Raw genomic sequence first — 19,326 nt, forward strand, 5'->3', positions numbered from 1 at the left:
CCTGGCCCCTATCGTCGGACACTCCACCCGCGTTACCTCAACCGATTAAGCCGAGGGCCGCGTGATATAGGGCCATGCGTGTACGAGGGCGGGTGGACCAGGGCCCGGCCCCATGCCCGGCCCCATGCCCGGCCCTATGCCCGGCCCTATGCCCGGCCCTATGCCCGGCCCTATGCCCGGAACGCCCCGGGATGGGTCTGCTCCCGCACCGACACGTACTGCTGGCGCACCGCCTGTCCCACCGCCAGGTCCTCGCGCGGGTCCAGGACGACGGCCGCCGCGCCCTGCCAGACCGGCGGGGTCCGCGGATCGAGCGTGCCCTGCTTCGCCCCGAGCGCCCACGCCGCCTGCCGGGCCGCACCGATCGCCGCGTAGTCCGCCGGCTGCGGTACGACGACCTGCGCGCCGAACAGCGCGGGCGCCGCCGCCTGCACGGCCGGCAGCTCGGCCGCCGCGCCCAGCAGGAAGATCCGCTGCACGCTCACGCCCCGCCCGCGCAGCACGTCGAGCGCGTCCGCGAGCCCGCAGAGCATGCCCTCGAAGGCGGCCCGCGCGAAGTGCTCGGGCTTCATGGACTCCCGTCGCAGCCCCGCCAGCGTCCCGGCGGTGTGCGGCAGGTTCGGCGTCCGCTCGCCCTCCAGGTAGGGCAGCATCACCAGCCCGTGCGAGCCAGGCGTCGACTTCATCGCCAGGTCGGACAGCCCCTCCAGATCGGGCGCGCCGAGCAGTTCGGCGGCGCCGCGCAGGGTCCGTACGGCGTTCAGGGTGGTCACGACCGGCAGATGCATGCCCGTCGCGTCCGCGAGGGAGGTGATCATCCCGGACTGGTCGACCAGCGCCTCGGGGTGCACGGCCATGACCGAACCGGAGGCGCCCAGGGACACCACCACGTCCCCCATGCCCAGCCCGAGCCCCAGGGCCGCGGCCATGGTCTCGCCGGTGCCGGCCGAGATCAGCAGCCCCTCCGGTGTCGTACCCGCCGCTTCGGACGGCCCGATCACCTCGGGCAGCATCGCCTGGTGACCGAGCGCCAGCTCGACCAGATCGGGCCGGTATCCGCCCATCGCGGCGGACCAGTACCCGGTCCCGGAGGCCCCGCCGCGGTCCGTGGTCCTTCTCACAGGCCGGCCCAGCAACTGCCACACCAGCCAGTCGTGCGCCTGCATCAGGACGGCGGTGCGCAGCGCGGCCTCGGGCTCGGTCTTGGCGAGCCACCTCAGCTTGGTCACCGGCTGGGCGGCCTGCGGTACGCACCCCACGGCCTGCGCCCAGGCCTCACGCCCCCCGAGCGCGTCGATCAGATCGGCCGCCGCGACCTGCGCGCGCTTGTCGCCGCCGACCATCGCGGGCCGCACGGTGTTGCCCTGCGCGTCCAGCGGCACCAGCGCGTTCTGCTGCGAGGACACCCCGATGGCCTGCACCCCCTCGAGCAGGCCCCCGCCGGCCGCCTCCCCGAGGGAGAGCAGCCAGGCCTGGGGATCGACGTCGCTGGGCCGGCCCCCGCTGTCCGGGTTCTCCATCGGATGCGGCGCATACCCCTGCCTGAGCACGGCTCCGGTGTCCGCGTCGCAGACGACGATACGAGTGAAATCGGGCGAACTGTCCAGCCCGGCGACTATCCCCATAACGAAAATTCTGCCGCACGCGCCGCCGAGGTTGAGCCGCGTAGACCGTGGAGGGCTCGCGGGTGTCGCGGGTGCGGCCGCGTCGTGGCTGGTCGCGCAGTTCCCCGCGCCCCGTGGGGCGTCGTTGTGATCGGTGTCGCAGAGGAACTGTTACGTGGTGCTGGTGCCCCAGTCGTCCTCGGCGCCGTTGTGGGCGCTGCGGTCGCGCAGGGAGCGGACCCGGCCGGCCACGGACTCGGGCATGCGGTCGCCGACCTTGGTGCTGACCGCGTGGTACGCCTTGCCCGCGTACTGGCGGCCCTGCTGGGCGGCCGTCTCGGCGGTGTTGCGTACGGCGGGGTTCTGCGCGACCTGCCGCGCGGACTTCTTCAGCTGCTCGTAGCGCTCACGACCGGCGCGCGTGCCCAGCACGTAACCGACGGTGAGCCCGACGAGGAACGTCAGCTTGTAGCGCATGGCGGCCACCCTTCCCTTCGTAGGTTCCTGGTGCGGCGTCGGCGCCGGGGGGAACCGATTGGCGGAGCACCCCCCTGCTTGCGCTAATGTATGTGTCGCAGCGAGCGCCCGCCCCCTGGCGAATACCCAGGTAGGCACGTTCGATGCAACGAGGCATTCCTCCGTAGCTCAATTGGCAGAGCAGCCGGCTGTTAACCGGCAGGTTACTGGTTCGAGTCCAGTCGGGGGAGCTCGGTCCTCCGTAGCTCAATTGGCAGAGCAGCCGGCTGTTAACCGGCAGGTTACTGGTTCGAGTCCAGTCGGGGGAGCATCGTGAACGAGGACCCCGTAGGGGTCCTTTTTCATGTCGGTGTCACGCCGACGGGAACCGCGCAGGCCGCAGCGCGGTCCCCATGGTCATGCAGGGCCGACCGGCGAAGCGTGAGATCGTATGAGCGGCTATGCTGCGGCACACGGCGCGTACACATGTACGCGACACGCCGCTATGGGGCGGTAGCTCAGCCGGTTAGAGCAGCGGACTCATAATCCGTCGGCCGTGGGTTCGAGTCCCACCCGCCCCACTGTGCAGGCCTATGACCTGCGGAAACGTCTCATCTGGGGTGCGGATTCAGGACTTTGGGCTGCGGGGCTGAATCCGCTGCTCGTGAGTTCAACTCCGCCACTGTCAGTGTGCGTTGGGATTGCTTTGACCTGCGCAGACGTATCGGCCTAGGGCTGGAGGATGGCGCCGTAGGGGCTGTACGAGCCTCTGGACGTCGAATTCTGGACGCTGGCTGGGCACGAGCATTCGGAAGTAGTGCCCGGTGACCCAGGGCGTCGGGAGACGGCCCAGGCCACTGCCGACTGACCGCCAGGCGGGCGGTCAGTCAGAAGCTCGGTGCCCGTCGGTACCGCGCGAGCTCTACTGCCTGAGGTCGATCTTGCGGACCGGCTGACCTGTCGTGCGGGCGATGGTGTCGAAGTCGCGGTCGTAGTGGAGGAGGGTGAGTCCCGCTTCCTCGGCCGCGGCGGCCACGAGGAGATCGACGGGGCCCGCGCTGCGGTGCTCCCCCTTGGCGGTCAGTTGTTCCTGGATGACGCGGGAGCGGCGGTAGACGCCGTCGGGCATGGGACACCAGGCGTAGTGGGCGTCGAGGGCCGCCTTCAAGCGCGTGCGGTCCATGGCGGAACGGGCTGAGTAGAGGACTTCCAGTTCGGTGAGGTCGCAGATCGCGACGAGGCCGGCGGCGATCCTGTCGTCCCATTCGGCCGTGTTCTGGCGGAGCAGGACGCGGGCGAGGGCGGAGGTGTCGATGAGGTAGTCGGCGACTGTCACTCGTGCGCTCCTGCGTCGCGGTCGTCGTCCGCGGCGCCCGCCCTCGTGGGGCGGTATGCGCTCTTGTGCAGCAGCAGGTCGATGTCCAGAGCGCCCTCGGCCACCAGTTCGCGGGCCTCGTCGAGTGCTCGCAGACGCCGGTAGCGGGCCGTGACTTCCCGCAGGGCGGTGTTGATCGTGTCGCGCTTGGTGGTGGTGCCGAGTTCTTTGGCTGCTTCCTCCAGCGCCTGGTCGTCGAGATCGATGACCGTCCGACTCATGGTGGCCTCCTCCGCTTGATGTATCAAGCGAAGTGTATCAAGATACAAGATCTTTTATGTGCGTCCTTTGTTGCGCGTTCGATTGATCAGGGTGGACTGGCGTGGGACGCCGGTCCTGCGCGTCGCAGTCTGGAAGGTGACGTGCCGAACCACCGATGTACCGCACAAGTGAGACTGGACTGTTCGTGCATGCCCAAGGCGGCCGCGACCTGCGAGAAGGGCAGGTCGCCGCCGGAGGCGGCGAGGGCCTGGGCGGCGCCGCCCAGGACGAGGAGCGAGGCCACGGCGACGGCTGCGGCACGGGTACGGCGAAGACGGACTGACATGACAAGTCTTCCTGAATGGGCGGGAGTTGAAAGGGGAGCAGCCGGAGGATCAGTGACCGACGCCGAAGAGGGACCGGTTGGCGATGTCGATGATGAACGGGCCGACATGGGAGGGGTGGCGGTCCACGATCGCCTTCTTGTACGCCTCGCCGTCGTCGCCGAGCAGTTCGCGGGCGTCGGCGAGGTACTGGCGGATACTGGCGTAAACCTCCGGCCCCGCGGGCAGGCCGTGGCCGGCGAGGATCGTGTCGTAGCCGGTCTCCGCGGCCAGGGCGTCGACGGCCTGCTGCCAGCCCGTGATGTCGTCGTTGCCCAGGTAGAGGTGGACGTCGTTGTAGACGAGGTCCTGGGCGACCAGGACGCCCTGGTCGGGCAGCTTGACGAGGAGTTCGTCGGCGGCCTCCCCGCCGGAGACGGCCTCGAAGACGAACCGGACGCCGTCGATGACCTCGGTGCCCGGGGTGATGTCCACGCTGGAGGGCAGGTCGGTGGCCGGGACGACCACGCCGCTGGGCAGCTGGGCGGCGGGGCGTGCGGCGATCTGCTCGCGCACCACGGGCAGTACGTGGACCGGCGCGCCGAAGCGGTCGGCGCCGTTGTAGTGGTCGGGGTGGGCGTGGGTGATGATCAGGCGGTCCAGCGGCTTGCCGAGGCCCTTGGCGTAGGCGACGGCCTCGTCGGCGTAGGCGGGGTTCAGCTGGGCGTCGATCACGACGATCCGGGCCGGGGTCTCGATCAGCTGGGTGGTGGCGTGGAAGGTGTCCGCCGGGGACATGTAGCTGTGGATGCGGACCGCGCCCTTGTCGAGGACCGTGACCGTGCCGTTCATGGGGAGACTCCTTGCGGTGGAGGCGGCCTTGCGTCGCCTTGACGACCTCCACTCTCGCCGCGAAACCGCAGGCAGACGAGATACGCTGAAGACTCTGCATGGTAAATCGAGGACATCTGGAGACCGCGATGGTTCCCCGGGACGTGGCCGGTGGTGATCCCTCCCGGAGCGGCGCGATCCCCCGGCTCGACTTCAATCCGCCCGAGGAACGCGTCCCCGGGCTCGAGATCGTCGACCTGGCGACCCTGCATGAACGGCGCCGCCGTCGCAACAGTCGGCCCGACGCGGTGCACCGGGTGGACTTCCACACCCTCACCATCGTCACGGAGGGCAATGGGGAGCACGCGATCGACTTCGTGACCCATCCCTGCCGCCCCGGAACCCTGATGTGGATCCGGCCCGGGCAGGTCCAGCGTTTCGTCGACCCCGGAACCACCAACGGCACGTACCTCCTCTTCACGCCTGCCTTCCCGCCGCACTTCAGCAGCGCCGAGAGGCTGGTGAACGAGTGGTACGGCCCCGTGTGCTGGCAGCTGGGCGCCGACCCCGCATACGCAGTCCTGTCCGCTCTGCTGGGCCAGATGCGCGCCGAGTACGAGCGCACCGAGCAGGCCGTGTCGGCGGAGATCCTCCAACTCCTGCTGGCCACCGTGCTGTTGCAGATCGACCGGCTACCCCATCCGGATGGTGGCGGTGACCCGGACGCCGGCGGCGAGGTCTACGCCCGCTTCCGCGCCGAACTGGAACGCTCCTACGCCACCACCCGCCGCGCCGCCGACTACGCCCACCGCCTCGGCTACACCGTCAAGACCCTCACCCGCGCCTGCACGGCCGCCACCGGACAACCCGTCAAACATGTCATCGACGGCCGGGTCGCCCTGGAGGCCAGGCGGCTGCTCGCGCACACCGACGAACCGGTGGCGACCATCGCCCGGCGCCTCGGCTTCCCCGAACCCACCAACTTCGGCAAGTTCTTCACCCGCTGCACCGGCGTCACTCCGGGCACCTTCCGCCTGACGCACCAGGGCGGTTAGTCCACGTATGCGCGGTATCCGTCTTCTGCCGAAGGGCGGCCATGCCGGTGAGGTGCCATGCTCCCCCGGTACTTGCCGGAAACCACCTCCGAGCTGACGTAGTCGGGTCTGGGACTCCAGCTCCGAACTGCGGTACTGGGTGCTGCCGCAGCGGCCCGAGGGCACCGAGGGGATGAGCGTCGAGGAACTGCGGACGCTGGTCACCCGGGACTCGATGATCGGCGTCGCCCCCGTCGCCACCCCCGCGACATGACCGCCGCACAGCGGCCGGACACCGGCGCGGCCGACGCCGACGCCGCGCGCCGCCGGGTCGAGGACCTGGTCTGCGGTCTGCCGGGCGCCGACCGTCCCTTCGACGCCCCGTGGGAGCCGCGCGCCTTCGCCCTGGCGGTCGCCGCGCACCAGGGCGGCCACTACGCGTGGAGCGAGTTCCAGGAGACGCTCATCGAGTCCATCCGGCGCTGGGAGAGGGAGCCGGACGGCGAGCCGTGGAGCTACTACGCCCACTGGCTCGAGGCACTGGAGTCGGTCCTCGCGGGCCGGGGGACCCTGTCCCGGGCCGGCCTGGCCGAACGGACACGGACGGTCCTGTCCACACCCCGCGACGCCGGTCACCACCGGGCCCACCGCGATCCGGTGGCCGTCTCCCCGGCCGACCTTCCCGCACCACCGTGAGGCGGGCGGCAACTGGTAGCGGCACCGACGTATCCAAAGGGCCCTGCAAGGGTGCATCATCAGGACACCATCAACAGGAATCCTGATACTTTAACTTTGCAGATCTGGAGCGGGATCATGTCGTTCAGCTCAACCGTCCAGGCCAGAGGCGTCCAGTTGCTGCTCGGTCGCGTGATGTCCCGCGTGCACAAGGACCTGCGCGCCACCGAGGTCCCGACGCACACCGAGGCCCTCCGGGTGGAGACCGGCGCCGGCCCGGTGGCCTGCACCGTCTACCGCCCCACCACCACGACCGAGACCCCCGCCCCCGTGTACGTCAACTTCCACGGCGGGGGTTTCGTCGTCGCCCGCCCGGAACAGGACGACCACATCTGCCGCTCCATAGCCGCCACGGCCGGCTGTGTCGTGATCAACGTGGACTACGCCGTCGCCCCGCAGCGGCCGTTCCCCGCACCCGTCACCCAGGCCTACGACGTCACCGCCTGGGTGGCGGACAACGGCACCGCGGGCGGCTGGGACGGGTCACGGCTCGCCGTCGGCGGCCACAGCGCCGGAGCCAATCTGACCGCGGCGGTCTGCCGCCTGGCCCGGGACCGCGGCACCTTCACCCCCCGGCTGCAGATCCTCGACTCGGCCCCGCTCGACCAGCTCGCCGACCCCGCCACCAAGCGCTCCCTAATCGCCAAACCGCTGCTCACCCCGGGTCTGATGCGGATCTTCACCGACGCCTACGTCCCCGACCCCGCCGACCGGTCCGATCCCCTCGTCTCCCCCGCACTGGCCGACGACCTCGCCGGTCTGCCGCCCGCCCTCGTCATCACCGCGGAGAACGACCGCCTGCGCGACGAGGGCGACGCCTACGCCAAGGCCCTGGAGGCCGCCGGCGTCCCCGTCACCCACCGTGTCTTCGAGGGGGTCGACCACTACTTCACCCACACCGGCCCGGTCCCCGCGGCCCGAGAGGCGATCACCCTGATGGCGACGACGCTGCGCACGGCGCTCGGCGCCTGACGCGCCGGACGTGACCGTGGACGGTCACGGTGTCCCGTCCACGGGGGCATTCTTCCGACGGAGCGGGCGACCGCGGCGGACGTCGGCCGATACGCCGCCCGGCCGGGTGACGGGGTAACTTCGTCGGCGGGAAGGGCGGCCGCCGTCGGGGTAGCCCGTACGAGAGGGGTTGGTGGGGATCAGCGCACAGGCCGGCTCCGCCGCGCGGCAGCGCGCGCCCCTGAGCAGGGAGCGGGTGCTGGGCACCGCCGTCGCCCTGGCCGACGAGGGCGGGGTCGACGCGCTCAGCATGCGCAGGATCGCGCAGGCGCTCGGTGTCGTGCCCATGGCGCTGTACAAGCACGTGGCCAACAAGAACGAGCTGCTGGACGGCATGATCGACGTCCTCGTCCAGGAGATCGACCCGCCGGCCGAGGGCACCGACTGGAAGACCGCCGTACGCCGGCGGGTGCTGTCGGCCCGCCGGATGCTGCTGCGTCACCCGTGGGCGCCCGAGGTGATCGAGGCGCGGACCAAGGCGAGGGTCACGCCCACCCCCGCCGTCCTGGCGTATCTCGACTCGATGGTCGGGATCTTCCGGGCCGGGGGCTTCCCGATCGGCCTGGTGCACCACGCGCTGCACGTCATGGGCAGCCGCCTGCTGGGCTTCTCCCAGGAGCTGTTCGAGGACACCCCCGACCGCGCGCCGGACCCGGACGCGCCGCCGCCCGAGGAGATGGCGGCGCGCTACCCCCACCTCACCGCCCTCGCCGCGGCGGTCGCCCATGACGAGGACTCCGTCGTCGGCGCGGGCTGCGACGACCAGGCCGAGTTCGAGTTCGCCCTGGATCTGACGCTGGACGGCCTCGAACGGCTCCTGCGCGCGTCCTGAAGCCGGATTCCTTCGCAGGGTCGTGGTCCTCCCTGTCCCTTGACCGGGTGTACGGCGTACACCTACCGTGCAGTCAGGAAGGTGTACGGCGTACACCCGGGGTCCGGGGCGCCTTCGGGGCGTCCGAGGTGTCCGAGCGCAATGGGGGAGACCGATGAAGGCGATCGTCCAGGAGCGGTTCGGGCCGCCGGAGGTGCTGCGGCCGGCCGAGATCGACCGGCCCACGGTCGGGGCCGGCCAGGTGCTGGTACGGGTGCGCGCCGCGGCGCTCAACCCGTACGACTGGCACATGCTGCGCGGCGACCCGTACGTGGCCCGGCTGATCGGAGGCGTGGGACTGACCCGGCCCAGGCAGCGGGTGGCCGGGATCGACGCGGCCGGGCAGGTGGAGGCGGTCGGCGCCGGGGTGCAGGGGCTCCGGCCCGGCGACGAGGTCCTCGGCTTCTGCCCGGGCGCCTTCGCCGAGTACGCGCGCACCACCCCCGACCTGCTGGTCCCCAAGCCTCCGGGCCTCACCTTCGCGCAGGCGGCGGCCGTACCGATGGGCGCGGTGACCGCCCTGCGCGGCATCCGGACGGTCGGCCGGGTGCGGGCGGGACAGCGGGTCCTGGTCAACGGGGCCGCCGGGGGCGTGGGCACGTTCGCCGTGCAGATCGCCGCCGCCCTCGACGCGGAGGTCACCGCGGTCTGCAGCGCCGGCAACGCCGGCCTGGTGCGCTCACTGGGCGCCGCCCACGTCGTCGACCACGCCCGGGAGGACTTCACCGAGCGGCACGGGCGCTACGACGTGATCCTCGACAACGTTGGAAACCACCCGCCGGCCCGACTGCGCCGGGCGCTCACGCCGACCGGCACCCTGGTGGCCAACGGCGGCGGCTCGCCCGGCCGGGTGTTCGGCGCCGTCGGCTCCCTGCTGCGCACGGCCGCGCTCGACACGGTCGTACGGCAGCGGCTCCGCCCGATCCTGCCGTCCGCCCCGTCCGGACCGACGCACGAGGACCTGCTCGCCGTCACCGCCCTCGTCGACTCCGGCCGGCTCACCCCGGTCGTCGACCGCACCTACGCGCTGGCCGACACGGCCGAGGGTCTGCGCCACGTGGAGCGGGGCCATGCGCGGGGCAAGGCCGTGATCACCGTGCCGTGACCGGCCGTGGGCCGAGGCCGAGCCGGTCCCGTGGGGGTCCGTGCCGGGGCAACCGAGGGCGCTCCTCGTGGGTCTAGGGAGCGTGACACATCATCAGGTCCGCCGTGCCCAGGGGCCGGCGGGCCCGGAAGTCCCGAAGGGGGAGTCCATGCGTATCCGCTCGGCCGTCGCCGTCGTATCCCTTGCCACCGCCGTGTCCGCCTCGGTGGTTCCGGCCGCCGCCCAGGCGGCGGACCGGGCCGTGGCCACCCCGACCACGTTCTCGGACGTCGTCGTCAACGGCGGCAAGGACATCGTGCTCGGCCCGACCACCCGGAAGACCGTCACGATCACCTGGAAGGTGACGGACCCCGACAAGGTCGTCGCGACCTGGGCCTTCCTGTGGCACGGCCCCAACACCGACGACGCCGACGGCCACCTGCCGGCCTACCCGCCGGCGGGCACCTGCACGGTGTCGCCCACCGACCCGACCACCTCCACCTGCAAGGTGAGCTTCGGGGTGGACGCCGCACGGGACTTCCGCCACAACAGCCTGGCCGGCACCTGGAACGTCCTCACCGAGGCCCAGGACGCGACCGACGACTGGACGGACGCCGACGTCGCGGCCACGACGACGTTCAAGCGGAACGCCAAGGTGACGGTCAACGCCGCGCCCGAGCCGGTGAAGAAGGGCAAAACCATCACGGTCACCGGCAAACTGACCCGCGCAGACTGGGCGAACGGCACCTACACCGGCTACCGGGGCCACTCCGTGAAGCTGCAGTTCCGCAAGAAGGGCAGCAGCACCTACACGACCCTCAAGACGGTCACCACCGGCACCGGCGGCACCCTGAGGACCACCACCAAGGCCACGAAGGACGGCTACTTCCGCTGGGTCTTCGCCGGCACGGGCACCACGGGGCCGGCCACGGCCACGGGGGACTTCGTCGACGTGAGGTGAGACCGGCGCCGGGGTCACCGATCCCGGCGCCGGCCCCCCGGCAGCGGTTGCTCGAACCAGACCACCTTGCCCGTGCTCAGCCTCGTCGCCCCCCAGCGCCCGGCGAGCGCGTTGACCAGGAACAGGCCCCGGCCGCCCTCGTCGTTCGGCCGGGCCTGCCGCATCCTCGGTACGAGGGGCGAGTCGTCGCCGACCTCGCAGCGCAGTACGTCCGTGCGCAGCAGCCGCAGGGTGACCGGCCGGGTGGCGAAGCGCACGGCGTTCGCCACGACCTCGCTCACCAGCAGCTCGGTGGACTCCGTCAGGGCGTCCAGACCCCACTCGTGCAGGGTTCTGCGGGTCAGCCGGCGGGCCTGGCCGGCGGTCTGCGGGCGCGGTGCCAGGTACCAGTAGGCGACGGTCTCCGGCAGGATGCCCTCGAAGCGGGCGGCGAGCAGCGCGATGTCGTCGTCCCGGTCCCCGGCACCGAGCACACCCAGCGCGTCGTCGCACAGCTGCTCGAGCGGTGCGGTGCTGGACGCGGCGGCCCCGAGCCGGGCCCGCAGCCGTTCCACGCCGGTGAGGACGTCGGAGTCACGGGACTCCACCAGGCCGTCGGTGTAGAGCAGCAGGGTCGCTCCGGTCGGCGCGTGCAGCTCGACGGACTCGAAGCCGCCGCCGCCCACGCCGATCGGCGCACCCGGCGGTATCCGCAGCACCTCGCCGGTGCCGTCGGGGTGCAGCAGCAGGGGTGGGGGATGTCCGGCGTTGGACAGCAGCACCCGGTGCAGCACGGGGTCGTACATGGCGTAGAGGCAGGTCGCCGTGTGTTCGCTGCCCAGCCGCTCGGCCTGTTCGTCGAGGTGGTGCAGGACCTCGTCCGGGGGCAGGTCGAGCCCGGCCAGGGTCTGTACGACGGTGCGGAGCTGGCCCATGATCGCCGCCGAGGTCATGGAGTGCCCCATCACATCGCCGATGACCAGCGCGACCCGGTTGCCGGGCAGCGGGATCGCGTCGTACCAGTCGCCGCCGACCTGGGCGGTCCGTGAGGACGGCAGATAGCGGCTGGCGAGCCGGACGCCGGGCGGTTCGGGCAGCGACGGCGGGAGCATGGTGCGCTGGAGGGCGTCGGCGAGGGACGCCTCCCGCATGTACACCACGGCCTTGTCGATGCCGAGGGCGGTGTGCCCGGCGAGCTGGGAGGCCACGAGCAGGTCGTCGCGGGTGAACTCCGGCCGGCCGGGGGCGCGGACCAGGACCAGGCTGCCGAGGACATGGCCGCGGCCGTGCAGCGGGGCGAGGATCAGCCGCCGGCCGGGCGGGACGGCGTGGGGGACGTTCGCCGCGCCCAGCAGCTCGGCCAGGGCTGCTGCGATGCCCGGGGTGTCGCCGAACGCCGGCCGTCCCTTCCGCAGCAGTCCGGTGAGCGGACCGGTGGCGGAGGACCGTACGACCTCGGCCGCCCGGACGGGGGTGCCGGAAGGGGGCGCGGCCGACCGTTCCGTCCGGTGCAGTCGCAGGACCCGGGGGTCGGCCGCGGGCGCCTCGCCGGCCGGGAGGGGCGCGTACAGGTGGACGAAGAGCGTGTCGGCGAAGGCGGGGACGGCCGCCCCGCACAGCGCGGAGAGCGTCTCGTCGAGGTCCATCCCTCCGGCGATCCGCCGGGTCGCCGTGTCGAGGTAGCGGAGCCGGTCGGTCTGCGGGGCGGGACTGCCCCGGCGGGACCGTGCGCGCGCCGCGGCCCCGGCGCGGCCGCCGGACGGCGGTGCCGTGCCTTCGCCGGCTTCGAGGTGCTTCCTCACGGGTGTCCCTCCGGCTCTGTCGTCAGGTGTGCCGTCGGCAGCGCAGGAAGATCTGCACCTCGGGCTGGACGTCCGCGGTCGCCGGGGCGTACGTGTACGAGGACTCCTCGAGGATCTCGAAACCCGCCCCCTCCACGACCGCGCGCAGTTCGTCCCTGAGGTAGCCGGAGACCCGGATGGTGCTGCCGATGAACGGGATCGAGAAGTCGTCCACGTCGGCCTCCACCATCGACAGCGTGAACAGCCCGTCCGGGACCAGGAGATGGTGGACCGTGCGCAGGGCGAGGGGGATCTCGGCGCGCGGCAGCATCAGCAGGGAGAAGAAGGCCGCGACCGCCTCGAAACGGCCGAGGTCGAGCGGGCCGCCGGGGCGCAGGTCCGCGATGTCCGCCCGGTGGAACACCCCCGTGGGCACATGGGCCCGGGACAGCGCGATCATGCCGGCCGACAGGTCGACCCCGACGACCGCGCAGCCGCCCTCCGCCAGCCGGCGCGCGGTCGGCAGGCCCGTGCCGCAGCCCAGGTCCAGGACCCGGGCCCCGGCCGGCAGGGACGTGAGGAGCCACTCGGCGGACGCGACCTGGCCCTCCTTGTGCGGGAAGGCCTCGTCGTACCGGTCGCCGATGGCGTCGAAGGCCTCGGCCTGACCGGTGCGGTCGAGCCGCATGTTCCCGTAGCCGAGCTGCTCGGCGGGGTTGTTCACGCGGGTTCCTCTCGCCGGATGTCCCCTATGTGAGTTTTTCACAGTCCTGTGCCGGACGGCCCGGTACCTCCTTCCCGGCGCCCGGCCCCGGGGTGGAAGGTCCCGGGGCGTCCTCAGTCGCAGGACCCGGTGAACACGTCCACCTCGTCGCTGCCGCTGGCCGCCACCACGAGGTCCTGGACGCCGTCGGTCGTCAGATCGGCCGCCGCCTCGCAGGCCCCGTCGGCCGCCAGTTCGGTCAGTTCGCTCAGCCCGCCGCCCGAGGTGCCCCGGAAGACGGTGAGGGAAAAGGGGATGCCCTTCCGTGAGGGGTTGCCGTTCCCGCCGCGACAAGCGTTAGCTGGAGGTATTCAGCGGTACAGCCAGAGCGCCAGGGCCACGACACGGACCGAGGGGCTCAGCCTCGTCACGGGTTCGCCCACCCGGCGTTCGACGCGGAGGTGATCCAGGTGAAAGCCGTTGTCTACGAGAAGCCCTTCAGCGTCACCGTGAGAGAGGTCGACGATCCGTCCATCCAGCACCCCAACGACGTGCTGGTACGGGTCACGTCCACCGCGATCTGCGGATCCGACCTGCACATGTACGAGGGCCGCACGGCCGCCGAGGCGGGCATCGTCTTCGGGCACGAGAACCTCGGCATCGTCGAGGAGACCGGTTCCGGAGTGACCTCGCTGTCCAAGGGCGACCGAGTCGTCATGCCCTTCAACGTCGCCTGTGGATTCTGCAAGAACTGTCTCGCCGGGAAGACCGGATTCTGTCTGACCGTGAATCCAGGATTCGCCGGCGGGGCCTACGGCTATGTGGCCATGGGCCCGTTCATCGGCGGGCAGGCGGAGCGACTGCGGGTGCCCTACGCCGATTTCAACTGTCTGAAGCTGCCGCCGGGCGAGGAGTTCGAAACCGACTTCGTGTTGCTCGCCGACATCTTCCCGACCGGCTACCACGGCTGCGAACTCGCCATGGTGTCCCCCGGTGAGAGCGTCGCCGTCTTCGGCGCCGGCCCGGTCGGTCTGATGGCCGCCTATTCGGCGCTGCTGCGCGGCGCGGCCAAGGTGTTCTCCGTGGACCGGGTGCCCGAGCGGCTCGCCAAGGCCGAGGAGATCGGGGCGATCCCGATCGACTTCACCCAGGGCGACCCGGCCGCCCAGATCAAGGAACAGACCGCCGGCGAAGGCACCGACAAGGGCGTCGACGCCGTCGGCTACCAGGCCCAGTCGCACGACGCGAGCCACGAGGAACCCGCCGTCGTCCTCAACACGCTCGTCGAGACGGTACGGCCGACCGGCATGCTCGGCGTCCCCGGTCTGTACGTCCCGTCCGACCCCGGCGGGCCCGACGACCACGCCAAGCACGGCCAGCTCCTGGTCTCCATCGGCAGGATGTTCGAGAAGGGCCAGCAGATGGGCACCGGGCAGTGCAACGTCAAGCGGTACAACCGCCAGCTGCGCGACATGATCATCGCCAAGCGCGCCAAGCCCAGTTTCGTGGTCTCCCACGAGCTGCCGCTGGAGGAGGCGCCGAGCGCGTACGAGAAGTTCGACCAGCGGATCGAGGGGTACACGAAGGTCGTACTCCATCCCGGCCACGCCCTCGCGGCGTAGATCACCCATCGGGCGGCGGGTCCGCCGCCGGGGCCGAGCCCGGCGGCGGGCCCGTCGTGAGCAGACCGAGGTCAGCAAAGCGATGAAGTCCACGGGACCGAGGAAGTCCAGCGTCGGGGTGCCCAGCGTCACCGAGTCCGCGCGCCACTCCCTGACCGAGATGGGACCGGGGCGCAGTCTGCGGACACTGCGCGGCCTGAACCAGGCCGACGGTTTCGACTGCCCGAGCTGCGCCTGGGGCGACCCGGCGCCCGAGCACCGCAAGAGCCCGGAGCTCTGTGAGAACGGGGTGAAGGCCGTCGCCTGGGAGGCCACCCGCAAGCGCGTCGGCGCGGAGTTCTTCGCCGAGCACTCCGTCGCCGACCTGCGCGAGCGCGACGGCCACTGGCTGGAGGCACAGGGGCGGCTGACCCGGCCGATGCGGCTCGCCCCCGGCGCGACCCACTACACCCCCGTGTCGTGGGAGGAGGCGCTCGCCCTCGTCGCCGACCGGCTGCGCGGCCTCACCGACCCCGACCGGGCCGTCTTCTACACCAGCGGCCGTACGAGCAACGAGGCCGCCTTCCTCTACCAGTTGCTGGCGCGCAGGCTCGGCACGAACAACCTCCCGGACTGCTCGAACATGTGCCACGAGTCGAGCGGCGCGGCCCTCGGCGAGACCCTCGGCCTGGGCAAGGGCCTGATCGCGTACGACGACATCGCCGACCACGCGGATCTGATCGTCGTCGTCGGCCAGAACCCCGCGACCTGTCACCCCCGGATGCTGACCGCGCTCGAACAGGCCAAGCGGCGCGGCGCCCGGATCATCGCCGCCAACCCGCTCCCCGAGGCCGGTTTCGGCCGCTTCCACAACCCCCGGACCCCGCGCGGGCTCCTCGGCCCGGGCACCCGGCTCGCCGACCGCTGGCTCCCGGTGCGCGTCAACGGCGATCTGGCCCTGTTCGCCGGCCTGAACAAGGCACTGATCGCCCACGAGGACGCCCGGCCGGGCTCCGCCCTCGACCACGACTTCATCGACCGCCACTGCGAGGGCTTCGAAGCGGCGGCAGCGGCCTGGCGGGCCCTGGACTGGCGGAGCCTGGAGACGATGGCCGGTCTGTCCCGCCGTACGATCGAGGACTGCGCGGCGGAGGTGCTCGCCGCGGACGGGATCGTCGTCTGCTGGGCCATGGGCCTCACCCAGCACCGCAACGCGGTGGCCACTCTCCGCGAGATCGTGAACTTCCTGCTGCTGCGCGGCAACGTCGGACGCCCCGGCGCCGGGCCCGCCCCGATCCGCGGGCACAGCAACGTCCAGGGCGACCGCACCATGGGTATCTGGGAGAAGATGCCGGACGCGTTCCTGGACCGGCTGCGCGACGAGTTCGGCTTCGAACCGCCCCGCGCGCACGGGCTCGACACCGTCGACGCGATCAGGGCCATGCGCGACGGCGGGGTGGACGTGTTCATCGGCCTCGGCGGCAACTTCGCCGCCGCCACGCCCGACACCGAGGTCACCGAGGCCGCGCTGGCCCGCTGCTCCCTCACCGTCCACATCGCGACCAAGCTGAACCGGTCTCATCTGTGCCACGGCACCGAGGCGCTGCTGCTGCCCTGCCTCGGCCGCACCGAGCGCGATGTGCAGGCCCGCGGCGAACAGTTCGTCACGGTCGAGGACACCATGGCCATGGTCCACGCCTCGCACGGCAGGCTCCCGCCGGGATCGCCGCACCTGCGCAGCGAGGTCGCCATCATCGCCGACCTGGGGCGGGAGCTCTTCGGTGACGGCGACGGCGACGGCGGCGAGGCGCGCGACGGTGCGGGCGACGGGCTCGGCTGGCGGGCCATGCGCGACGACTACGCCGTGATCCGCCGCCACATCGAGCACGTGGTCCCCGGCTTCCACGCCTTCGAGCAGCGCGTACGCCGGCCCGGCGGCTTCATGCTGCCCAGGCCGCCGCGCGACTCGCGCACCTTCCCCACCCCGACCGGGAAGGCGCGGTTCACCGTCAACCCGCCGACCGCGGCCGACGTCCCGCCCGGCCACCTGCTGTTGACGACCGTGCGCTCCCACGACCAGTTCAACACCACCGTCTACGGCTTCGACGACCGCTACCGGGGCATCAAGGGCGGCCGGCGGGTCGTCCTCGTCAACGGCGACGACCTGCGCGACCTCGGGCTGTACGACGGTGACCTGGTCGACCTGGTGAGTGTCAGCCCCGACGGTGAGCGCCGCGCCGACGGCTTCCGCGCCGTCCGCTACCCGACACCGCGGGGCTGTGCCGCCGCCTACTACCCGGAGACGAACGTGCTGGTCGCCCTGGACTCCACGGCGGAGACCAGCAACACCCCCGTCACCAAGTCCGTCCTGATCCGCGTCGAACCCTCCGGCGGCGGGACCCGGCTCACCCCACGCCCAGCGTGATCGCCCGCGCTGTAGGTCCGGCCCGGCTCCGGCATGTCGACATTAGAAGCCAATCAAGGGGGTACACCTTGATTCTCGGGTCGACCACCCCCGGGTCGGCCCCGTCACCCTCGACTGCGACACGCTCAGCGTCGCGGGCAGCGATCTGCGCATCATGGTCTACACGGCCGAACCCGGCACCCAGGACGCCGAACGCCTGGAACTCCTGTCGGTCCTGGGCCTGCGGTCCGTGGGGAGCTAATGACCCGCGTCCCGCCCCGAAGCCTCCAGGACCGCCGCCAGTTGGCCGAGCGGTTCCGGGGCGATCAGACGGAGGACGACCGTGGAGGCGCCGGCCTTCGCCAGGTCGGCGATGTGCCCGGCGGCCTCCCGCGCGGTACCGGAGACGGTGAAGACCTCCTCCTGCGGGCGGCCGAGCCAGGCGCCGTGGCCCTCGGTGTGCGGGTGGAGGGCGCGGGAGACCTCGGCGGGGTCGTCGCCGACGCAGGCGAAGGAGAAGACCGTGAGCGTGTGGTCGGGGGTGGCGCCGCCCCGCGCGGTCAGGGCGCGGATACGGTCCAGGTCGCCCGGGCCGTGTCCCTCGGCGACCAGCGTGCCGTCCGCGACCCGGCCGGAGAGTTCCAGCGATCGGGGCCGTACGACACCGGCGACGACGGGCGGGACCTCGGCCGGCGGATGCACCAACCGGATGCCGTCCAGCCGTACTTCGCGCCCCTCCAGCTCCACCCGCTCACCGCGCAGCAGCGCCCGCACCGAAGTGATCGTCTCCTCCAGCAGGGCGAGCGGGGAGCGGGGCGCCACGCCCGCCTGGGCCATCCACTCCGGTACCCCGTGCCCGATCCCGGCGACCAGCCGGCCGGGGAACACCCGGGCCAGCGTGGCCAGTTCCATCGCCAGCAGCGCCGGGCTGCGCAGCGGGGCGGGGGCGATGCCGATGCCCACCCGGAGGCGTTCCGTCGCCCCCAGCGCCACGGCGGCGGCCGACACGCCGCCGTTCCAGCCGAGGTCCTCCACCACCCAGAGGTCGTCCGCCCCGAGCGCCTCGGCCCGCCGGGCGAACCCCGGCAGCTCCTCGGGCGCCCAGTCGCGGTCGTACATCACACCGATGCGTACGTTCGTCATGCTCCGGAACCTATGAGAGGGGCGGAAGGGGGATCAACGGCGACCGGCCCGCCGGTGTCAGGGACGGCGGGCCGGTCTGTCGGGGTCAGCCCTGGACGGGCCTGCCGCGGCCCCAGGCCCAGGCGAGGCGGTCCGCGCCGGACTGGTTGGTGGTCTCCAGCCAGGGACGGTTCACCGGGCCGACCAGCTTCTGCACGGAGTAGATGTCGTCGGTGCGCAGCCCCGGCCAGTACACCGAGCCCATCTTCAGCTCGCGGAAGGTGTCGGTGACGGCCTGGATGAAGTTGATGTAGTTGTTGTCCGGCGTCTTCACGTTGTAGTTCAGGCCGTCGGTCATGGGCGCGCCGAACTCGTCGGCCACGGTCCGGTTCGCGCAGTCCCCGATGCGCACCTTCAGGTCGGCCACCCACTGGTCGTAGGTGGCGTACGACTTCCAGAAGCCGTAGTGGTGCAGCGAGAGGTAGGTGCCCTTCAGGCGGGGGTCGGCGCAGACCGAGGTGACGTGGTCGTTGTAGCCGGCGCCGCTGACGAAGACCCGGTTGCGCGGCACGGACTCGTAGGTGTCGAGCCACTTCGCGGCGATGTCGGCCCACTCGGTGTCGGTGTAGCCGTGCGGCTCGTTCATCGGCTCGAAGTAGACGCGCCTGTCGTTCTTGTAGGCCTTGACGACGGTGTTCCACATCGGCCAGTAGGTGGCCTCGTCGTCGATGAAGCCGTCCTTGCGGTCGCCCGTGCCCTCCCAGTACGACACGATCACCTTGAAGCCCTGGTCGGAGGCCGCGTCGATGACCCCGCGGTACGACTTCCAGTACGCCCCGTTCACCGTGTACGGGTTGATCGGCAGCCGGACCGTGTTGGCGCCGAGGTTGGCGCGGAACGCCGCGATGATCCGGGTCGCCTTGGCGTACGTCTGCCGGTAGCTGTCCGAGGTCGACAGACCGGACAGCTGGAGCAGGTCGTCGGCGAAGTTGTCGCGCGGGTCGGCCCAGTTCACGCCCTTGAACTGGGTCGTGTCGGCGGCGAGCCCGGACGTGGCCGGGGCGGCGGAGGCGGGGGCGGCGGCGAGGGTGCTGCCGACGGCCGCGGCCACGGCGACCGCGGCGAGGGCGGCCCGCAGCCGGGGTGAGCGGGAGGAGCGGGAGAAGCGGGAGGCGGCTGTGACGGGGGTCTTGCGCATCGACTTGCCCTTTCCGGACGACGATGTTTACGTAAACATCGTCGTCCGCGAG

At 71.7% G+C, this 19,326-nt stretch carries 18 protein-coding genes, 3 tRNA genes and 2 pseudogenes; 14 read left to right on the top strand and 9 right to left on the bottom strand.

Annotation, left to right across the window (positions count from 1 at the left end; translation table 11 throughout):
- Positions 1–170: 170 nt before the first annotated feature.
- Both OG852_RS33210 and OG852_RS33215 read right to left on the bottom strand, forming a co-directional pair.
- Positions 171–1,625 (bottom strand): FGGY family carbohydrate kinase, encoded by a 1,455-nt coding sequence (locus OG852_RS33210; RefSeq protein ID WP_133909577.1) that lies wholly within the window; start codon positions 1,623–1,625, stop codon positions 171–173.
- A 150-nt stretch (positions 1,626–1,775) separates the two neighbouring features.
- Positions 1,776–2,081 carry a YtxH domain-containing protein gene (locus OG852_RS33215; RefSeq protein WP_133909578.1) on the bottom strand — a complete coding sequence of 102 codons (306 nt, stop codon included), beginning with the start codon at positions 2,079–2,081 and terminating at the stop codon, positions 1,776–1,778.
- A 157-nt stretch (positions 2,082–2,238) separates the two neighbouring features.
- Between OG852_RS33215 and OG852_RS33220 the strand changes: the two genes are divergently transcribed.
- The 3 genes from OG852_RS33220 to OG852_RS33230 all read left to right on the top strand — a co-directional run bounded on the left by OG852_RS33220 (position 2,239) and on the right by OG852_RS33230 (position 2,641).
- Positions 2,239–2,311: transfer RNA gene (locus OG852_RS33220), tRNA-Asn, on the top strand.
- A 5-nt stretch (positions 2,312–2,316) separates the two neighbouring features.
- Positions 2,317–2,389 (top strand) — tRNA-Asn (locus OG852_RS33225).
- A gap of 178 nt (positions 2,390–2,567) precedes the next feature.
- A tRNA-Ile gene (locus OG852_RS33230) sits at positions 2,568–2,641 on the top strand.
- Positions 2,642–2,982: 341 nt separating this feature from the next.
- On the opposite strand, the gene OG852_RS33235 is transcribed toward OG852_RS33230, so the two are convergent.
- Both OG852_RS33235 and OG852_RS33240 read right to left on the bottom strand, forming a co-directional pair.
- A complete protein-coding gene (locus OG852_RS33235) occupies positions 2,983–3,396 on the bottom strand; it encodes a PIN domain nuclease (protein WP_330349880.1) in 414 nt (137 codons plus the stop codon).
- Positions 3,393–3,656, bottom strand: coding sequence for a type II toxin-antitoxin system VapB family antitoxin (locus tag OG852_RS33240; protein WP_133909692.1), 264 nt, complete (start codon positions 3,654–3,656; stop codon positions 3,393–3,395). Before OG852_RS33240 ends, OG852_RS33235 begins: the two co-directional genes overlap by 4 nt.
- 185 nt (positions 3,657–3,841) lie before the next feature.
- Here OG852_RS33240 and OG852_RS33245 point away from each other — a divergent pair, with 185 nt between their 5' ends.
- Positions 3,842–3,979, top strand: a complete 138-nt coding sequence (locus OG852_RS33245) for a hypothetical protein (protein ID WP_330349881.1) — start codon at positions 3,842–3,844, stop codon at positions 3,977–3,979.
- A 52-nt stretch (positions 3,980–4,031) separates the two neighbouring features.
- On the opposite strand, the gene OG852_RS33250 is transcribed toward OG852_RS33245, so the two are convergent.
- Entirely contained in the window at positions 4,032–4,811 is a 780-nt protein-coding gene (locus OG852_RS33250) for an MBL fold metallo-hydrolase (RefSeq protein WP_330349882.1), read from the bottom strand.
- 128 nt (positions 4,812–4,939) lie between these two features.
- On the opposite strand from OG852_RS33250, the gene OG852_RS33255 reads away from it, so the two are divergent.
- From OG852_RS33255 to OG852_RS33285, 7 genes and pseudogenes are all read left to right on the top strand, one after another.
- Positions 4,940–5,845, top strand: coding sequence for an AraC family transcriptional regulator (locus tag OG852_RS33255; RefSeq protein WP_330349883.1), 906 nt, complete (start codon positions 4,940–4,942; stop codon positions 5,843–5,845).
- 115 nt (positions 5,846–5,960) lie between these two features.
- Positions 5,961–6,098: pseudogene (locus OG852_RS33260) on the top strand (nitrile hydratase subunit alpha); the annotation flags it as partial.
- Positions 6,095–6,520: a nitrile hydratase accessory protein gene (locus OG852_RS33265; protein WP_133909695.1), complete on the top strand. Its 426-nt coding sequence runs from the start codon at positions 6,095–6,097 to the stop codon at positions 6,518–6,520. The pseudogene OG852_RS33260 and the gene OG852_RS33265, both read left to right, overlap by 4 nt.
- 117 nt (positions 6,521–6,637) lie before the next feature.
- The gene (locus tag OG852_RS33270; protein WP_133909696.1) at positions 6,638–7,531 is read left to right on the top strand and encodes an alpha/beta hydrolase; all 894 of its coding nucleotides are present in this window, start codon (positions 6,638–6,640) and stop codon (positions 7,529–7,531) included.
- Positions 7,532–7,700: 169 nt separating this feature from the next.
- Positions 7,701–8,402 carry a TetR/AcrR family transcriptional regulator C-terminal domain-containing protein gene (locus tag OG852_RS33275; RefSeq protein WP_443064588.1) on the top strand — a complete coding sequence of 234 codons (702 nt, stop codon included), beginning with the start codon at positions 7,701–7,703 and terminating at the stop codon, positions 8,400–8,402.
- A 154-nt stretch (positions 8,403–8,556) separates the two neighbouring features.
- A complete protein-coding gene (locus tag OG852_RS33280) occupies positions 8,557–9,546 on the top strand; it encodes an NAD(P)-dependent alcohol dehydrogenase (protein ID WP_330349885.1) in 990 nt (329 codons plus the stop codon).
- 148 nt (positions 9,547–9,694) lie between these two features.
- The gene (locus tag OG852_RS33285) at positions 9,695–10,486 is read left to right on the top strand and encodes a hypothetical protein (protein ID WP_133909699.1); all 792 of its coding nucleotides are present in this window, start codon (positions 9,695–9,697) and stop codon (positions 10,484–10,486) included.
- 14 nt (positions 10,487–10,500) lie between these two features.
- On the opposite strand, the gene OG852_RS33290 is transcribed toward OG852_RS33285, so the two are convergent.
- Together OG852_RS33290 and OG852_RS33295 are read right to left on the bottom strand one after the other, a co-directional pair.
- Positions 10,501–12,111 carry a SpoIIE family protein phosphatase gene (locus OG852_RS33290; protein ID WP_443064669.1) on the bottom strand — a complete coding sequence of 537 codons (1,611 nt, stop codon included), beginning with the start codon at positions 12,109–12,111 and terminating at the stop codon, positions 10,501–10,503.
- A gap of 178 nt (positions 12,112–12,289) precedes the next feature.
- Complete coding sequence (locus tag OG852_RS33295) at positions 12,290–12,934, bottom strand: class I SAM-dependent DNA methyltransferase (protein ID WP_133910413.1); 645 nt, start codon at positions 12,932–12,934, stop codon at positions 12,290–12,292.
- 485 nt (positions 12,935–13,419) lie between these two features.
- On the opposite strand from OG852_RS33295, the gene OG852_RS33300 reads away from it, so the two are divergent.
- From OG852_RS33300 to OG852_RS33310, 3 genes and pseudogenes are all read left to right on the top strand, one after another.
- Positions 13,420–14,571, top strand: coding sequence for a glutathione-independent formaldehyde dehydrogenase (locus OG852_RS33300; protein WP_133909700.1), 1,152 nt, complete (start codon positions 13,420–13,422; stop codon positions 14,569–14,571).
- Between the two features lie 82 nt (positions 14,572–14,653).
- Positions 14,654–16,975 carry an FdhF/YdeP family oxidoreductase gene (locus tag OG852_RS33305; RefSeq protein WP_133909701.1) on the top strand — a complete coding sequence of 774 codons (2,322 nt, stop codon included), beginning with the start codon at positions 14,654–14,656 and terminating at the stop codon, positions 16,973–16,975.
- A gap of 79 nt (positions 16,976–17,054) precedes the next feature.
- A pseudogene (locus OG852_RS33310) lies at positions 17,055–17,216 on the top strand (MmyB family transcriptional regulator); the annotation flags it as partial.
- Here the strand turns inward: OG852_RS33310 and OG852_RS33315 are convergent.
- Together OG852_RS33315 and OG852_RS33320 are read right to left on the bottom strand one after the other, a co-directional pair.
- Complete coding sequence (locus OG852_RS33315; RefSeq protein WP_133909702.1) at positions 17,213–18,097, bottom strand: LLM class flavin-dependent oxidoreductase; 885 nt, start codon at positions 18,095–18,097, stop codon at positions 17,213–17,215. The pseudogene OG852_RS33310 and the gene OG852_RS33315 overlap by 4 nt on opposite strands.
- An 85-nt stretch (positions 18,098–18,182) precedes the next feature.
- Positions 18,183–19,274, bottom strand: a complete 1,092-nt coding sequence (locus OG852_RS33320; RefSeq protein ID WP_330349887.1) for a glycoside hydrolase family 5 protein — start codon at positions 19,272–19,274, stop codon at positions 18,183–18,185.
- Positions 19,275–19,326: the final 52 nt, after the last annotated feature.

Origin of the sequence: Streptomyces sp. NBC_00582, assembly GCF_036345155.1 — a bacterium.
Taxonomy (GTDB): Bacteria; Actinomycetota; Actinomycetes; order Streptomycetales; family Streptomycetaceae; genus Streptomyces.